The 17163-nt window shown below is 36.2% G+C and carries 16 protein-coding genes; 13 read left to right on the top strand and 3 right to left on the bottom strand.

The window, feature by feature from the left end; translation table 11 throughout:
• Positions 1-236: 236 nt before the first annotated feature.
• Both smrB and nth read right to left on the bottom strand, forming a co-directional pair.
• Complete coding sequence (gene smrB, locus GQ596_RS06185; RefSeq protein WP_160400812.1) at positions 237-779, bottom strand: endonuclease SmrB; 543 nt, start codon at positions 777-779, stop codon at positions 237-239.
• A 6-nt stretch (positions 780-785) separates the two neighbouring features.
• Complete coding sequence (nth, locus tag GQ596_RS06180; RefSeq protein ID WP_160400811.1) at positions 786-1424, bottom strand: endonuclease III; 639 nt, start codon at positions 1422-1424, stop codon at positions 786-788.
• Positions 1425-1689: 265 nt separating this feature from the next.
• Between nth and putP the strand changes: the two genes are divergently transcribed.
• The 11 genes from putP (at position 1690) to adk (ending at position 12799) form a co-directional block, all read left to right on the top strand.
• Positions 1690-3177 (top strand): sodium/proline symporter PutP, encoded by a 1488-nt coding sequence (gene putP, locus GQ596_RS06175; protein WP_160400810.1) that lies wholly within the window; start codon positions 1690-1692, stop codon positions 3175-3177.
• Between the two features lie 56 nt (positions 3178-3233).
• On the top strand, positions 3234-4505 hold the full coding sequence (gene tyrS, locus GQ596_RS06170; protein WP_202112517.1) for a tyrosine--tRNA ligase: 1272 nt from the start codon (positions 3234-3236) through the stop codon (positions 4503-4505).
• A gap of 4 nt (positions 4506-4509) precedes the next feature.
• A complete protein-coding gene (gene pdxY / locus GQ596_RS06165; protein WP_160400809.1) occupies positions 4510-5376 on the top strand; it encodes a pyridoxal kinase PdxY in 867 nt (288 codons plus the stop codon).
• Positions 5377-5445: 69 nt separating this feature from the next.
• Positions 5446-5886, top strand: a complete 441-nt coding sequence (locus GQ596_RS06160) for a RodZ family helix-turn-helix domain-containing protein (RefSeq protein WP_160400808.1) — start codon at positions 5446-5448, stop codon at positions 5884-5886.
• 86 nt (positions 5887-5972) lie between these two features.
• A complete protein-coding gene (gene ispG / locus GQ596_RS06155; RefSeq protein ID WP_160400807.1) occupies positions 5973-7082 on the top strand; it encodes a flavodoxin-dependent (E)-4-hydroxy-3-methylbut-2-enyl-diphosphate synthase in 1110 nt (369 codons plus the stop codon).
• Positions 7083-7106: 24 nt separating this feature from the next.
• Positions 7107-8384: a histidine--tRNA ligase gene (gene hisS, locus GQ596_RS06150; RefSeq protein WP_160400806.1), complete on the top strand. Its 1278-nt coding sequence runs from the start codon at positions 7107-7109 to the stop codon at positions 8382-8384.
• 16 nt (positions 8385-8400) lie between these two features.
• Positions 8401-9156, top strand: coding sequence for a tetratricopeptide repeat protein (locus GQ596_RS06145; protein WP_160400805.1), 756 nt, complete (start codon positions 8401-8403; stop codon positions 9154-9156).
• A gap of 26 nt (positions 9157-9182) precedes the next feature.
• Complete coding sequence (gene bamB / locus GQ596_RS06140) at positions 9183-10355, top strand: outer membrane protein assembly factor BamB (RefSeq protein WP_160400804.1); 1173 nt, start codon at positions 9183-9185, stop codon at positions 10353-10355.
• Between the two features lie 32 nt (positions 10356-10387).
• Positions 10388-11857 (top strand): ribosome biogenesis GTPase Der, encoded by a 1470-nt coding sequence (gene der / locus GQ596_RS06135; protein ID WP_160400803.1) that lies wholly within the window; start codon positions 10388-10390, stop codon positions 11855-11857.
• Positions 11858-11860: 3 nt separating this feature from the next.
• Positions 11861-12115 carry a zinc-ribbon domain-containing protein gene (locus tag GQ596_RS06130; RefSeq protein ID WP_160400802.1) on the top strand — a complete coding sequence of 85 codons (255 nt, stop codon included), beginning with the start codon at positions 11861-11863 and terminating at the stop codon, positions 12113-12115.
• 39 nt (positions 12116-12154) lie between these two features.
• Complete coding sequence (gene adk / locus GQ596_RS06125) at positions 12155-12799, top strand: adenylate kinase (protein WP_160400801.1); 645 nt, start codon at positions 12155-12157, stop codon at positions 12797-12799.
• 310 nt (positions 12800-13109) lie between these two features.
• Here the strand turns inward: adk and ybeD are convergent, their stop codons facing one another.
• On the bottom strand, positions 13110-13376 hold the full coding sequence (gene ybeD / locus GQ596_RS06120) for a DUF493 family protein YbeD (protein ID WP_085247195.1): 267 nt from the start codon (positions 13374-13376) through the stop codon (positions 13110-13112).
• 192 nt (positions 13377-13568) lie between these two features.
• Here ybeD and gss point away from each other — a divergent pair, with 192 nt between their 5' ends.
• Together gss and GQ596_RS06110 are read left to right on the top strand one after the other, a co-directional pair.
• Positions 13569-15443, top strand: a complete 1875-nt coding sequence (gss, locus tag GQ596_RS06115; protein ID WP_160400800.1) for a bifunctional glutathionylspermidine amidase/synthase — start codon at positions 13569-13571, stop codon at positions 15441-15443.
• 196 nt (positions 15444-15639) lie between these two features.
• Positions 15640-17160: an SrfA family protein gene (locus tag GQ596_RS06110; protein WP_160400799.1), complete on the top strand. Its 1521-nt coding sequence runs from the start codon at positions 15640-15642 to the stop codon at positions 17158-17160.
• Positions 17161-17163 lie beyond the last annotated feature (3 nt).

Here is a 17163-nt window from a genome sequence, read left to right as displayed (position 1 = left end):
TAGTTAAATTAAAATTTTATTGATTTTAAGATTATTTTTTTATTTCAAGAAAAGGAAAATAATGCTTGATTTTGGTAATAGTAATCATTATCATTTAAATGTACTTTATTGGAGCTCGAAAGACTTCTGAAAAAGTATGACATTGCTCACATTGCTTCCAATGTTTGCCAGCCTAGCATTTGTTAAGCTGGCTTTTTTATTTTTGTGCGATTCATCATTATTCTAACTTTCAAATACTAGCTATTTGCTAATTCATTATTGATATCAAATAAAACAAGTAATGCTGCGCTACCACCATATTCTTTAGGTGCTTGATGAAAACAGACAATATTCGGATGTTGAGCTAACCACATAGGTGTCTGTTTTTTTAAAATGTTTTTTCCATGTCCATACATGATGCACGCACAATGTGCGTTTTCTCGTAAACAAGCAGCAATAAGTGCAGCGATCTCTTTTTTGGCTTCTTTTTGGGTTAATCCATGTAGATCTAAAAAAAACTCAGGTTCATAAAATCCACGACCTAGTTTTTTTACTTCGTATGGATCGGCGTTTTCTCGACTATAGCGAATAGGATCTTCTTGCAATAGTGGCTGATAATCATCGGAAAAATAAAACTCAGCATGAGTTTTTTCATGTTGTAGTTTTTCTGTAGCAATTATTTTTTGAGACCGTTTTAATGGTTTGTGAATAACGGTATCTTGCTTAAGCTTTTTTGTATTACCAATGCTACTTTTAAATAAGTTTATATCATCTTGGTCTAAATTAAATTTGTTTTGCATTGATTTTCACTCTGGGTAAACTTTTTGTTTAAATTCGCATAAGTCTTCAATAACACAAGCACCACATCGGGGTTTTCTGGCAATACAGGTATAACGACCATGTAAAATGAACCAATGGTGGCAATTTATTTTGTATTCTTCCGGCACTACTTTAAGCAATTTTTGTTCAACGGCTTCAACAGTTTTTCCTGGTGCAAAGCCTGTACGGTTACTTACTCTAAATATGTGAGTATCAACGGCGATAGTCGGCCAACCAAAAGCCGTATTTAATACGACATTTGCTGTTTTACGTCCAACGCCAGGTAACTCAATCAGTGCGTTAAAATCTTCGGGTACTTCGCCTTGATACTTATCAACTAAAATTTGGCACGTTTTTATTATGTTTTCAGCTTTACTATTGTAAAGCCCAATTGTACGAATATAGTTTTTTAAATTATCAACACCAAGAGCTAGAATTTGTTCAGCAGTATTTGCAATAGCAAATAATGGTTTTGTAGCTTTATTTACGCTAACATCTGTTGCTTGTGCCGAAAGAACTACCGCGATTAGTAGTTCAAAAGGTGTTTGATAAACTAGTTCTGTTGTAGGATCTTTAATATGATCCTTTAATTTTTGTAGAATTTGTATTCTGGTCGATTGTTTCACAAAGTTATTATATTAAAAATAGCATGCTACATATTATATACTTTTATTTACTATTTATCTGTAGCTCATATTTAGTTTTTATATACGCTTGGCAACAAAATACATCAGCAACCATTATAAATTGTCAATGACATTTATTTTAAACGTTGTACAAATTTTAGATATTTGTGTATTTACATTCCTAATCATCGACTTTTTAGCATGGTGATTTTATGATAAGCTAGCCAACTATTTTTTAATTTCATCAAACAAGGTTTTTTTAGATATGTCCTTACCAATGATTGTCACCTTTGCTGTGTACATTTTAGGCATGATTGCTATTGGCTATTTTGCGTTTCGATCAACGCAGAATTTTGGTGACTATATTTTAGGTGGGCGCCGTATCGGTAGTGTCGTGACTGCGCTTTCAGCTGGTGCTTCAGATATGAGTGGTTGGTTATTAATGGGGCTACCTGGTGCTGTTTTTTTATTTGGTGTTTCACAAAGTTGGATTGCTATTGGTTTGATAATCGGTGCTTATCTTAATTGGTTACTTATTGCAGGACGATTACGTGTTTTTACTGAAATTAATCATAACTCTTTAACATTGCCAGACTATTTTGCTCGCCGATTTGACGATAAGAGCTCTTTATTGCGTATTATTTCAGCGGTAATTATTCTTATCTTTTTTACTATTTATTGTGCATCTGGGGTTGTTGCTGGCGCTAAATTATTTGAAAGCACATTTGGTATGAGTTATGGCTGGGCAATGTTAGCCGGAGCTGGAGCAACAATTATTTATACCTTTATTGGTGGATTTTTGGCTGTAAGTTGGACTGATACCATTCAAGCTAGTTTGATGATGTTTGCCCTTATTTTAACGCCAATTATGGTTATGGTGAATGCTGGAGGATTTTCTGATGCAATGATTTATATTGAATCACTTAATTCTGATTACACCAATTTATTTTCCCATATGGATTTTATTGCAATTATTTCACTATTAGGTTGGGGACTTGGCTATTTTGGTCAACCACATATTTTAGCTCGGTTTATGGCCGCTGATTCACATGATGTAATGAAAAATGCCCGTAGAATTAGTATGACTTGGATGATTCTATGTTTAGTTGGTGCAATCACGGTTGGTTTTTTTGGTATTGCTTTTTTTGCTCATCATCCCGATTTGGCTTACTTGATTAATGATGGTAAACATGAACGTATTTTTATTGAATTATCAAAATTACTCTTTAATCCTTGGATTGCAGGTGTTTTGTTGGCCGCCATTTTAGCGGCAGTAATGAGTACATTAAGCTGTCAATTACTTGTTTGTTCAAGTGCGCTAACCGAAGATTTTTATCGCGCATTTTTTAGACCAAAAGCACAACAAAAAGAACTGGTTTGGGTTGGGCGTATTATGGTGTTATTGGTTTCAGTTATTGCTATTTTATTGGCGATAAATCCCAATAATAGTGTACTTGATTTGGTGAGTCATGCATGGGCTGGTTTTGGTGCCGCGTTTGGTCCAATTATTGTTTTTTCAGTATTTTGGTCTCGAATGACACGTAACGGTGCATTAGCTGGTATGATTGTTGGAGCTGCAACTGTATTGCTTTGGATTAATTTTAATTGGTTTAATCTTTATTCCCTTATTCCTGGCTTTTTATTTGCCTCTATTGCGATTGTGGTTTTTAGCCTTTTTGACAAAAAGCCTAATGAAATAGTGGAAGATCATTTTAAACAAGCGTATAAACGTTATCATAACAAAACAGAATAAATCTTATTTTAAAGTAAAGTAGAATATAAACGTAAAAAATTTAATAGGTAAATATCATGACAAAAAATGTGATCAAACAACTGCAAGAGCGTGGGCTGATTGCTCAGCTTACTGATGAAAAAGCTCTAATAGAACTAATAGAACAAAATCCTATTGCGCTTTATTGTGGTTTTGATCCTACTGCCGATAGTTTGCATCTTGGTCATTTAGTACCATTACTTTGTTTGAAGCGTTTTCAATTAGCTGGGCATAAACCGATTGCTTTGGTTGGTGGTGCAACTGGTCTAATTGGTGATCCGAGTTTTAAAGCAGTTGAACGCAAACTCAATACTGAAGAGACCGTAGTTGAGTGGAGCGAAAAAATTAAGCAACAAGTTTCTCCGTTTTTGGATTTTAATTGCGGTGAAAATGCAGCGATTGTTGCTAATAACTACGATTGGTTTAGCGGTATGAATGTGCTAACTTTTTTGCGTGATGTTGGTAAGTATTTTTCAGTTAATTCAATGATTAATAAAGAGTCAGTGAAACAGCGTATTGATCGTGATGAAGTAGGAATTTCATTTACCGAATTTTCTTATAGTTTGTTACAGTCGTATGATTTTGCTTGTTTGAACAAATCGCATGATGTTGTTTTACAAATTGGTGGTTCGGATCAGTGGGGTAACATTACTGCTGGTATTGATTTAACTCGTCGCTTACATCAAAAACAAGTTTATGGTTTGACAGTGCCGTTAATCACTAAATCAGATGGTACTAAATTTGGTAAAACTGAAAGTGGTGCAGTATGGCTTGATCCTAAAAAGACTAGCCCATATAAATTCTATCAGTTTTGGATCAATACTGCTGATGCAGATGTTTATCGCTTCTTAAAATTCTTTACCTTTATGCCGTTAAGTGAAATTGACGCATTAGAGGAAGAGGATAAAAATAGTGGTGTTGCACCTCGCGCGCAATACGTACTTGCTGAACAAGTTACTCGCTTAGTCCATGGTGAAGATGGGCTTGTTGCAGCAAAACGCATTACAGAAAGCCTGTTTTCAGGTAAATTAACTGATCTATCTGAAGCTGATTTTGAGCAATTAGCTCAAGATGGTATGCCAACATTAGCTGTTGAAAGTGATGTTGATTTACAACAAGCTATCGTTAATGCACAGTTTGCTCCGTCAAGAGGTCAGGCTAGAACGATGATCGAATCCAATGCTATTTCAATTAATGGTGAACGTAATACTACAACAGATTATCGTTTTACTGATAGCGATAAGCTTTTTAATCGTTATACTTTACTTCGTCGTGGCAAAAAATATTATTGCTTGTTAATTTGGAGTTAATCTCATGAAAAATATTTTATCGATTCAGTCACATGTTGTTTTTGGTCATGCAGGAAATAGCGCAGCTGAATTTCCTATTCGTCGATTAGGTGTTAATGTTTGGCCGTTAAACACCGTACAATTTTCTAACCATACTCAATATCGCCAATGGACTGGAACGGTAATGTCAGCATCTCATTTAACAGAGATTGCCGATGGAATTCATGAAATTGATGAATTGAAACGTTGTGATGCGGTATTAAGTGGCTATATGGGATCACCAGAGCAAGGCAATGCTATTATCGAGATTGTTAAAAAGGTAAAAGCTGTTAATCCAAATGCGATTTATCTTTGTGATCCTGTAATGGGGCATCCTGAAAAAGGTTGTTTTGTTGCACCTGGTGTATCAGAGTTTTTATGTAATACCGCTTTGCCTGTGGCTGATATGATGGCACCGAATATTTTAGAACTTGAAGAACTAAATGGTAAACAACGTATCAATAATGTTGACGAAGCAATATTAGCTTGTAGGCAATTATGTAAAAAAGGTCCTAAAGCAATCTTAGTCAAACATTTAAGCCGTGCAGGATATAAAAATGATCGTTTTGAAATGTTGCTTGTGACTCAAAACGAAGCGTGGCATATAGATCGCCCACTTGTTGATTTTGGTGTAAGGCAGCCAGTTGGTGTTGGTGATATGACTAGTGGACTGTTTTTAGCAAATATTTTGCTTGGTAAATCGTTGGTTGAGGCTTTTGAACACACGACTTCTGCCGTGTATGCTGTTATGCTTGAAACCTTAAAACAAGATGAATATGAACTACAATTAGTTGCAGCCCAAAATGAAATAGAAAAGCCGACACAGTGGTTTAGTGCGAAAAAAATTGCTTAATTGTAAAAATACGTAAAAGTATGTAAAATTATGTTAACTAATGGTTAGTATGAAATTTATGAGGGGATAATGGACAATATTTCATTAGGAGTCATGCTCGCAGATTTACGAGAACAAATGGGGTTAACTCAAGATGATATTGCCAATAAAATTCATGTGAGAAAAACTGTAATTGACGATATAGAAAAAGACCAATTACCCCATGCCCCTTTCGTTTTTGTAAAAGGCTATATTCGTTCTTATGCCGAAATCGTTGGCTTATCAGCTGAGCAGTATCAGCCTTACATCGATGAATTAACCAAGCAGTCTAAATCTCAACAAAAGAAAATTCAAATCAAAACGCTTATAGTTAAAAAAAGAAGTAAAGCACCTTTTATTTTTATGGGTATATTTATTCTTCTTTGTGTTCTTGGTGTGGCTTTATATTTTATTAATAAAGATGATAAAAGTCATTTTGTTGAAGTCAGTCATTATGTTTCCCCATCTTCTTTTAACCATGTTAATAGTTAGCAAATTTTGTTATTCTCATACAGACATTTGCTTTAAATCTTGTTAAGATTGTTAGCTGGTTATTTTGTAATATCATTAGGCATGTTATGAGTCATCCTGATTCACCTATTATTAGACGAGAATCTACCCGAATTTATGTCGGTAGTGTGCCGATAGGTGGTGGTGCTCCTATCGCTGTTCAATCGATGACAAATACTCGTACAACGGATGTTGAAAAGACTGTTGCTCAAATTCGAGCACTTGAACGTGTAGGTGTTGATATTGTGCGAGTATCCGTTCCAACGATGGATGCAGCTGAGGCATTTAAATTAATTAAACAGCAAACTAACGTTCCACTTATTGCTGATATTCATTTTGATTATCGTATCGCTTTGAAAGTAGCGGAATATGGTGTTGATTGTTTAAGAATTAATCCCGGAAATATAGGGAATGAATCAAGGATCCGTGCTGTTGTTGATTGTGCCAGAGAGAAAAATATTCCCATACGCATTGGTGTTAATTCGGGATCACTTGAAAAAGATATTCAAGAAAAATATGGTGAACCAACACCACAAGCGATTGTTGAATCAGCAATGCGCCACGTGGATATACTTGATCGATTTAATTTCGAACAATTTAAAGTGAGTGTAAAAGCATCAGATGTGTTTACTGCTGTTGATGCTTATCGCTTATTGGCTAAGCAAATTAAGCAACCATTGCATTTAGGTATTACCGAAGCTGGTGGTGTTCGTAGTGGTGCAGTTAAATCAGCAATAGGATTAGGATTATTATTATCAGAAGGGATTGGTGATACACTTCGCGTATCTTTAGCAGCCGATCCAACTGAAGAAGTGAAAGTAGGATTTGATATTTTAAAATCACTACGTATACGATCTCGTGGCATTAACTTTATTGCGTGTCCAACCTGTTCTCGCCAAGAGTTTGATGTCATTAGTACAGTCAACGCATTAGAACAACGGTTAGAAGACATCATTATACCGATGGATGTATCTATTATTGGTTGTGTGGTTAACGGTCCTGGTGAGGCTTTAGCTTCAACGATGGGCGTTGCTGGTGGTCATAATAAAAGTGGCTTTTATGAAGATGGTGTGCGTATCGGTCGTATTGATAACGAAAGAATGATTGATGAATTAGAAGCTAAAATTCGAGCTAAAGCATTAATTTTGAAAAATCGAATTGTAGCAACGGAATTATAATTTTATTTAATAGCGAATGAACGAATGACAGAAAAAAAAATCCAATCTATACGTGGGATGAATGATTTACTTCCTACAGATAGCGCAAGTTGGCAACAGATTGAAAAAATTGTTAAAGGTGTATTAAATAGCTATGGCTATAATGAAATAAGAACACCAATAGTTGAAGATACCGCACTATTTAAGCGAGCTGTGGGCGAGGTCACCGATATTGTTGAGAAAGAGATGTATACTTTCAATGATCGTAATGATGAAAGCATCACTCTACGCCCTGAAATTACTGCGGGTTGTGTTCGTGCAGGTATTGAACACGGACTTTTTTATAATCAAGAACAACGCCTTTGGTATTTAGGACCCGCTTTTCGTTACGAAAAACCACAAAAAGGACGTTATCGTCAATTTCATCAGTTTGGTGTTGAAGTCTTTGGGCTTGAAGGACCAAACATTGATGCAGAGCTTATTCTTTTAACTGCACGCTTTTGGAAAGCGTTAGGTCTGGAAAATCATACGTCCTTAGAACTCAATTCAATTGGATCACTTGAAGCAAGAGCCAATTATCGAAATGCACTTGTTGCTTTTCTTGAGCAATATAAAGACAAATTGGATGAAGACTGTTTACGTAGAATGTATACTAATCCATTACGAGTCCTTGACTCAAAAAATCCAGTTGTGCAGGAGCTACTTAATCAGGCGCCAAAATTGTTTGATTATTTAGACGAAGAATCGAAACAACATTTTGAAGGGTTATGTCGTCTACTGGATAATGCAGGGATAAAATATAATATTAATCAGCGATTAGTTCGTGGTTTAGATTACTATAACCGTACTGTATTTGAATGGGTAACCACTAGTTTAGGTGCCCAAGGTACTGTTTGTGGTGGTGGTCGTTATGATGGGTTAGTTAGCCAACTTGGTGGGCAACCGACACCAGCAGTTGGATTTGCAATGGGGGTTGAGCGTTTAGTATTATTAGTTCAAGCTGTTAATCCATCATTCAATTGTGATAATTCAATTGACGTGTACATGATCTCATCGGGCGATGAAAAGACAATTTCAGTTGCACAAAATATTGCTGAGTTATTACGCGATAGCCTACCTAATTGGCGAATTATGACAAATTATGGTAGTAGTAATTTTAAAAAACAATTTGCCAAGGCTGATAAATTAGGTGCTAAAATAGCGATTATTATTGGTGAAAATGAACTAACTAATCAGTCTGTAATGATTAAAAATTTACAAACAGGCGAACAAGTTGAAGTAGCACAAAAAGAAGTTGTCCAAACTTGTTTAGCGATTAAGTAAAGAATAGGAGAAAAACGTGAGTCATCAATTATCGAGTGAAGAACAACTTGAAAAAATAAAAAGCTTTTTTGCTAAAAGATGGAAAAGTATGGTTGCCATTGTGGTGATCGGATTATTGGCTTTTTATGGTTGGCGCTATTGGCAATCATATAAAACTGAAAAGGCAATTGAATATTCAGATAAGTACGAGCAGCTAATTGCTGAGTTAGATGATGCTAAGACAGATTCTGTTAATGGATTGGTCTCTTTTGCTAAAGACAACGATACTATTTACGGTGTATTTGCTAGTTTGCGTGCGGCTAAATTTTATGTTGAAGTTTTAAAAGACTACCACGGCGCGCAAGAATTATTAGTTGATGCATTAAAGAAAACTGACTCAGAACCGATTAAAACGATTATTAACATTCGTATTGCGCGATTACAATATCAACAAGGTCAATATCAAGAAAGTTTAACTTCGTTAAGCCATATTAATAATGAAAGCTGGGGAGCAGTAATTAACGATCTTCGTGGCGATGTCTTTGTTAAAATGACACATTATGCTGATGCTGTCGATGCTTACAACGTTGCGCTAACCTCTTCACCAACCCCAGATTTAGAAGAAACCATTAAAATGAAGCTGAATCAAGCCGAATATTTAAAAGCAAAGCAACAAGTTGAACAAGAAGCCCAAGCAGCCAAAGAAAAGGCGGAACAAGAAGCTCAGGCGGCTAAAGAAAAAGCCGAACAAGAGGCTAAAGAAAAGCAAGCAACAGAAGAAAGTAAAAATTAATTTATCCTGCTATAAGGGTCTATACAATGAAGTTATCTAAATATTTTTTTACTGGTGTTTTTATGTTTTCACTCGCTGGATGCTCTTTATTCGGTAAAGAAGAAGATATTGTTCAAGTTTCACCGTCACCAACGATAAACAATCAATTTCCTATTCAGCAAGTATGGAAAAATAGCACTGCAGGCAATACTCATATTTATTCATTATTAGGTCCGATTAATTATGATAATGTTATTTATGTAGCTAGTCGTAGTGGGCAAGTTAAAGCTATTGAATTATCAAACGGTAAAACATTGTGGGATGTAAATCTATCAAAAAGTACACTTTTTAGTAGCAAAACTGCATTATTTTCAGGAGGCGTAAGTGCTGATGATAAATATGTCTATGTGGGCAGTGAGCGAGCTATTGTGTATGCATTAGATCGTCAAGACGGAAAAGTAGTATGGGAAAAACCAGTAAAGGGCGAAGTTCTTGCTCGTCCTGTATCTTCTGAAGACAAATTAATCATTCATACCGCAAGTGGCATTCTTCAAGGCCTAAATCGTGATACGGGTGATAATCTGTGGGATGTATCCTTAGAAGTTCCGGCATTGTCGCTAAGAGGTAACTCGACGCCAACAATTGCTCATGGTGCAGCTATTTTTGGCGATGATAATGGGCGAGTAAATGCTTACTATATTAATGATGGTCAATTAATTTGGCAGCAACGTATTTCGCAACCATCAGGCTCTACTGAAATTGCAAAATTAAATGATGTTGATTCAACCCCCGTTGTTGAAGGTAATTTAGTTTATTCAGTTGGTTATAATGGTAGTATTGTTGCACTTGATTTAAGTGATGGACAACCAGTTTGGCGTAAAGAGCTTGGTTCTATTCACAGCTTTGCTGTTGATACTAATCGATTATTTGTTATTGATCAAAACGACAACGTTCAAGCTATTACTAAAAATGGTGGTGCAGTGCTTTGGACTCAATCAGATCTTAGTCATCGTCAGTTAACTGATCCTGCTCTTTACCAAAATTATATTGTGTTTGGTGATTTTGAAGGTTACCTATACTGGCTAAATACAGAAAATGGTGAACTTGTCGCAAAAACACAAGTGAGTAGTAGTGGATTAATATCTAAACCATTAGTGGTAGACAATAAAGTCATTGTTCAAGCTAAAAATGGTGATATTTACGCTTTTACAAAAAATTAATATACAAGATTAAAGCAATTTAGAGAAGAAACATGGTACCTGTTGTAGCACTTGTTGGTCGTCCAAATGTTGGAAAGTCGACTTTATTTAATCGGTTAACGAGAACCCGAGATGCATTAGTAGCGGACTTTCCTGGATTAACACGTGATCGTAAGTATGGGCGAGCAGAAATTAAGGGCCATGAGTATATCTTGATTGATACGGGTGGTATTGATGGCACTGAAGATGGGGTTGAAAGCTTTATGGCTGAACAATCCCTACAAGCCATAGAAGAAGCTGATATCGTTCTTTTTTTAGTTGATGCTAGAGCGGGAGCAATGCCTGCGGATCATGCTATTGCTAAGCACTTGCGTTCTCGCCAAAAAGCTACTTTTTTAGTTGCCAATAAAATTGACGGAATCGACGCTGATAGCGCAATTTCTGATTTTTATGGTTTAGGATTAGGCGAAATTTACCCAATAGCGGCCAGTCACGGTCGTGGGGTCAGCGTATTGATTGAAACTGTATTAGATCCTATTTTTCAGTTTGATGATGAACAAAATAGTGATTTTGATGACGACGGACAATCTAACGACTTAGCGCTGTCTTATGATGATTCCGAGTTTGATAATACAGAATCATTAATCAACCAACCAATCAAAGTAGCGATAGTTGGACGACCAAATGTTGGTAAGTCTACACTAACTAACCGTATTTTAGGAGAAGAGCGAGTCGTTGTTTATGACATGCCCGGCACAACGCGCGACAGTATTTACATACCAATGACGCGGGATGAGCGTGAATATATCTTGATTGACACGGCTGGCGTGCGTAAACGTGGAAAAGTCACCGAAACGGTTGAAAAATTTTCCGTCATTAAAACGTTACAAGCAATTGAAGATGCTAATGTGGTAATTTTAGTGATTGATGCCAGAGAAGGCGTTTCGGATCAAGACTTATCGTTACTGGGTTTTATTATCAATAGTGGGCGCTCACTGGTTATTGCGGTTAATAAATGGGATGGTTTGTCTCAAGATATCAAAGAACAAGTTAAAGCAACACTTGATGATCGACTTGATTTTATTGATTTTGCGCGTGTGCACTTTATCTCTGCTCTTCATGGTAGTGGTGTAGGTAACTTATTTGACTCAATTCAAGAAGCCTATGATTGTGCAACTCGACGAATCAATACGGCATTATTAACCAAAATTATGCAAATGGCACAAGATGATCACCAACCACCATTGGTAAAAGGACGTCGAGTTAAATTAAAATATGCTCATGCAGGTGGTTATAACCCACCCATTGTTGTAATTCATGGTAACCAAGTTGAAGATCTACCAGATTCTTATAAGCGTTATTTGATGAACTATTTTAGACGTTCGTTAAAAATTATGGGTTCACCTATTCGAATTCAGTTTAAAGAAGGCAACAATCCATTTGAGGGTAGAAAAAACAGCTTAACTGCATCACAACAGCGCAAACGACGCCGATTGATGAAACATGTAAGAGGGCGAAAATAATTTATGTCAAAACAACAAATAGCGGTCGAAAGCGGACAAGAAGGCATTTGTCCAAAATGTCATCATAAAATGACAATTACCTCACCGCAACATTATCAATGCTCTCAATGTCAGCAGCATTATCTTGAACAATACATTTGCCCTATTTGTCAACAACAGGCTCAAATAATTAAAGGCTGTGGGGCAGTTAACTATATTTGTCATACTGATGGTTTGATTTCCAGCAGTAAAGTGATATTTCATTATTTACCAGAATAGAAGACTTTATTTATATTAAAGGCCATAAGAGGTTATTTTATGCGAATTATTTTATTAGGAGCACCAGGAGCAGGCAAGGGAACGCAAGCACAATTTATTATGCAAAAATATGGGGTCCCCCAAATTTCAACCGGTGATATGTTACGCGCAGCAGTAAAAGCCGGTACGCCGCTAGGTTTACAAGCTAAAGAACTCATGGATGCAGGTAAACTTGTTACCGACGAATTAGTGATTGCGTTAGTCAAAGAGCGTATTGCACAGAGTGATTGCGTCAATGGCTTTTTGTTAGATGGATTTCCTCGCACCGTGCCACAGGCTGATGCCATGAAAGCTGCGGGTATTAATGTTGACTATGTACTTGAGTTTGACGTACCCGATGCTGTGATTATTGATCGCATGAGTGGACGTCGAATTCATGCACCTTCTGGTCGGGTTTATCATGTTCGTCATAATCCACCTAAAGTTGAAAATATTGATGATGTTACAGGCGAACCGCTGACAATTCGTAAAGATGATAACGAAGAAATTGTTCGTAAACGCCTTGTTGAATATCACGATCTAACTAAACCACTTATTAGTTATTATCAGCATGAAGCCAAAGAAGGGCGAACACAATATTTCCGAATTGATGGCACGCAAGCTGTTGCTGATGTAACCAAAGAGTTAGCTAATATTTTAGGATAATTTGTTTATCAATTAAAAGAGCAAGGCTGTGAACTATCTTGCTCTTTCTCTTTCAAGTTGGTTAATATTGTTGCTTATATAGCAAAAACAAAAGCGAAGTCATAACCAATACTGCCAAAAAACGTTCAGGAAAGTTATTGATTTTATTCGATTTTTTTTGACGTGTTTTTCTTTATAGAAGTGAAAAATTTATTCAAAAATCAGTCAGAAAAAGTATTGATTTTATTGGAGTTTTTAGTTTGGTGATATTACTCAAAATAGCGCCTTATCAATAACAATAAAACGCCATTTTGAATAGAAAAGCAAAACGCTATAAAACCATTCTTACAATATCGATTTCGCCCAATTCTTTATAAAGATTCTCGATCTGATCAATATGTGTTGCATTGATGGTAATTGAAACTGAATGATAATTACCTTTACTACTCGGTTTAATTGATGGCGTATAATCACCTGGAGCATGACGCTGAATGACAGATACCACTTTGTCGACAAGCTCTGGTTTGGCTTCTCCCATGACTTTATAGGTAAAAGAACATGGAAACTCTAATAATTCATTTAATTTTGTTGGTTGCATAATCTTATTTTCTCAGTTACTGGTTCGATGTATCCATATCAAGAATCATTAGTATATATAGGCGGTTTAGCGTTCTTCAAGTAACGAACAATAAACATCGCTTTTTAAAGTATATATTTTGAGCTATGATAAGAAAATTCTAACATAGTGAAATAAACGTATCTTGCTATTTATCTATAAGGCTAAAACATCATGTCATCTAATTCCAATCATAAAGAACCTTTCGGTACATTATTAGGTTATGCACCGGGTGGTGTTGCTATTTATTCATCTGATTATGAAACATTAGATAAAAATCAATACCCAAATGATGCCTCATTTCGTAGTTATTGTGGATATGAATATATGGGGTACAAATGGCAATGCGTTGAATTTGCAAGACGATTTTTATTTTTAAATTATGGCATTGTCTTTACTGATGTGGGAATGGCGCATGAAATTTTTTCACTTCGTTTTTTAAGGCAAGTTGTTAATGAGGCGATTTTACCTTTGCAAGCATATGCTAATGGCAGCAAAAAAATGCCCGAGGCGGGCTCGTTATTGATATGGGATGATGGTGGCGTGTTTGATCGTACAGGTCATGTTGCGGTTATAACCGAAGTATTTGAAGACAAAGTCCGAGTGGCAGAGCAAAATGTCATCCATGTGCGACTACCTATTGGGCAACAATGGACACGCGAACTTAAGATGAGCGTGACAAACGAAGGTTATCAATTACATGATACGTTTGATGATACTAAAATTTTAGGATGGATGATCCAAACAGATGACACTGCATATAGCTTGCCACAACCAACCGTCGCAAATCCATTACTGACTATTCATAGTGCTCACCTTAAAAATGAAGGGCAATTTGATAAAAAGTGGTTGAATGAATCAGATCCCTTAGACAACGCCTATGTATTAGCAGCAGGTCATGCGATTAGCCATGATGATCATTATCGTTATTTCATGATTTCCGAAAGTGCTGAACAAGAATTAATTCGAGCCACCAATGAATTGCATTTAATGTATTTACATGCGACCGACAAAGTTTTAAAAAATAATGATTTATTAAAGAATTTTAATATTCCCGAAATACTTTGGCCAAGATTGAGGCTTTCATGGCAGCAACGCCGTTACCAAATGATAACGGGTCGATTAGATTTCTGTATGGATGAAAGAGGCTTAAAAGTGTATGAATATAACGCCGATTCCGCCTCATGCCATACTGAAGCGGGCGATATTTTACAAAAATGGGCTATTCAAGCTGGATTAAATCGAGGAACTAACCCGAGTAGTGGTTTACTCAATTCTTTGGCTGACTGTTGGCGACATAGTGATGCTCAACCTTTTGTCCATATCATGCAAGATAATGATAGTGAAGAAAATTACCATGCGTTATTTATGCAAACGGCGCTTACTCAGGCCGGATTTGATAGCAAAATCTTGCGGGGACTCAATGGATTAAGATGGGATAAACGTGGTCAACTTGTGGATGATGACGATCGCCAAGTTACCTGTGTTTGGAAAACGTGGGCTTGGGAAACGGTATTAGAACAGCTTCGTGAGGAAAGTGAAGCACAAATTGCAGGTTTACCAATTCGCACTTGGCATCCTGACAATACAGTTAGGTTAATTGATGTCTTATTGCGACCAGAAATCTCGGTTTTCGAGCCACTATGGACGGTAATTCCAAGTAATAAAGCTATCTTACCTGTATTATGGTCATTGTTTCCAAATCACCGTTATTTATTAGAATCCACATTTGAACTCAATGAAAGCTTAATTAAAAAGGGGTATGCGGCTAAACCAATAGCAGGACGTCGTGGAAGTGATATCCAATTAGTAAGTCATCAAGAGCAGATCCTTGATAAAACAGTTGGACGTTTTGCTAAACAAGAAAATATTTATCAAGAACTATGGTGCTTACCAAAAGTCGAAGATCGTTATCTACAGCTATGTACCTTTACGGTGGGTGGGCACTATGGAGGTACATGTTTACGCTCTGATCCTTCTTTAGTAATAAAAGGTGAAAGTGATATGCAACCGTTGCGTGTATTAACAGATGATGAGTTTTTAAAATAAAATTGTCAAAAATATATAGGAAAACCGCTTTTTATCATTGTCGATATGTTTGTTAAAAATTAGCAAGAAATATGATTAAAAATTTATAATACGCATATTGACATCAATTACAATAATGGCGTTTTCTGTTAAACTTGTTTTTACTGTAAAAAAATGATAAGAAATAAAAATAATATAAGAAAATAGAAAGGAATATATGGCAAATACATTACTTAGAAGTGGCGATATCAAAGATTTCAAAATGTTGGGATATGATGGTAAAGCAGCTTATTTAGTAGCGACTCAGATTCGTGAAATGTTTAGAGTTAAACTGGGTAAGCAGTATGCTGATTATTTAGCTATTCCTCAACGGAATGATCAAGGTAATATTATTGATTGGTATATTCCTTTTGATTCAAATCTCCCCGATGGTCAATATGATATTATTCCTTGGACATCTGCCAGCGAATCAGAGCAGGAATCAGCACTGATTTTACTTAAAGAATTTGAACATAAAGTCATAAATTTAGGTAAGCAATTAGCTAGTAACCCAAATTTAGATGGTGATCAACTGCTTTTTAGTCGACTTATTTATGATCCCAAAAATAACGTTGATAATGCTGAGTCTAATTTGATGGCAATCCGTTTTCCAAGCAATCAGTTTGTTTACATTGTTAATGGTCAACCTGTCATTACTTTTTGGGGATTCTTGCATCCACAAACACCTCAAGCCAATTCTCCATTCTATTGTTTAGAACCAGTAAAAAAAGTCACTCCAGCAACCGTTGTTACCCCACCACCGATACCTGAACCGCTCAAAACCAGACCATGGTGGAAATGTTGGTGGGTATGGTTATTAGGCTTGTTACCTTTGTTATTGCTTCTTTTAGCTCTTTTTTTACTACGAGGCTGTTGGTTAACTCCAAAAATAACGGTTAATCCTTCATTATCGTTATCAGGTAATGGTGATGTTAGTGTGCCTGTTGTTAATGGCGAAAAACACGATGAAAAAGAACCAGAAAGAGAGTTAAAGGCTGAGGTAGATAATCATTTGGGTGTTGCAGGTAATGGCATAGTAAATGGTACAATTCCAGTTGATGCTAATGCGATTGCTAATAGTACTAATACCGCAGGTGACGCAGTTGATCATTCAGCAACTTCTGACAATGGACATAATAGCGATAAAGGTAATGATACGCCAACTCCTGATGCTCAAGATAATAAAAACGAGCAAATGGCATCTCCTGATGTCGGTAATTCTGATAATACAAAAGATAATGTAGATGGAAAAAATGAGCAAAACAGCACGAATCCAACATCTATACCATCAGATAAAGATACTACCACTCCGGCTGTTGATCAAACAAATAATTTAGCGCTACCTGCTGATGCAATAACGCAGGGGTCAACAAAATTCTTAAATGGTCAATGGTCTGTCAACGGCGGTATTCAAGACAAAACCACAGGTAAACCATTACAGTTAAGTTATAATTTTAATGATGGAAATGGCGAGGTTACAGTAACACGTAGTGACGGTGTGAAATGTGTCGGTAAGGTTGGTACAAATATTAAAGATGCTAATTTAGCTATTGCGGGTAACAATGAAGCTATTTGTAGTGATAATAGCAAATATCAACTACCAAGCATTCAATGTACACCGGGCAACAATAATAAAGCTAATTGCCAAGGAATTTATAATAATGGGACTTCATTCCCAATAACGATGAAAAAACAATAAAGG

Source organism: Gilliamella sp. Pra-s60 (assembly GCF_009795755.1).
Classification (GTDB): Bacteria; Pseudomonadota; Gammaproteobacteria; order Enterobacterales; family Orbaceae; genus Gilliamella.
Note: the sequence above shows the minus strand (reverse complement) of the source record. Positions and strands in the feature narration are given on the sequence as shown.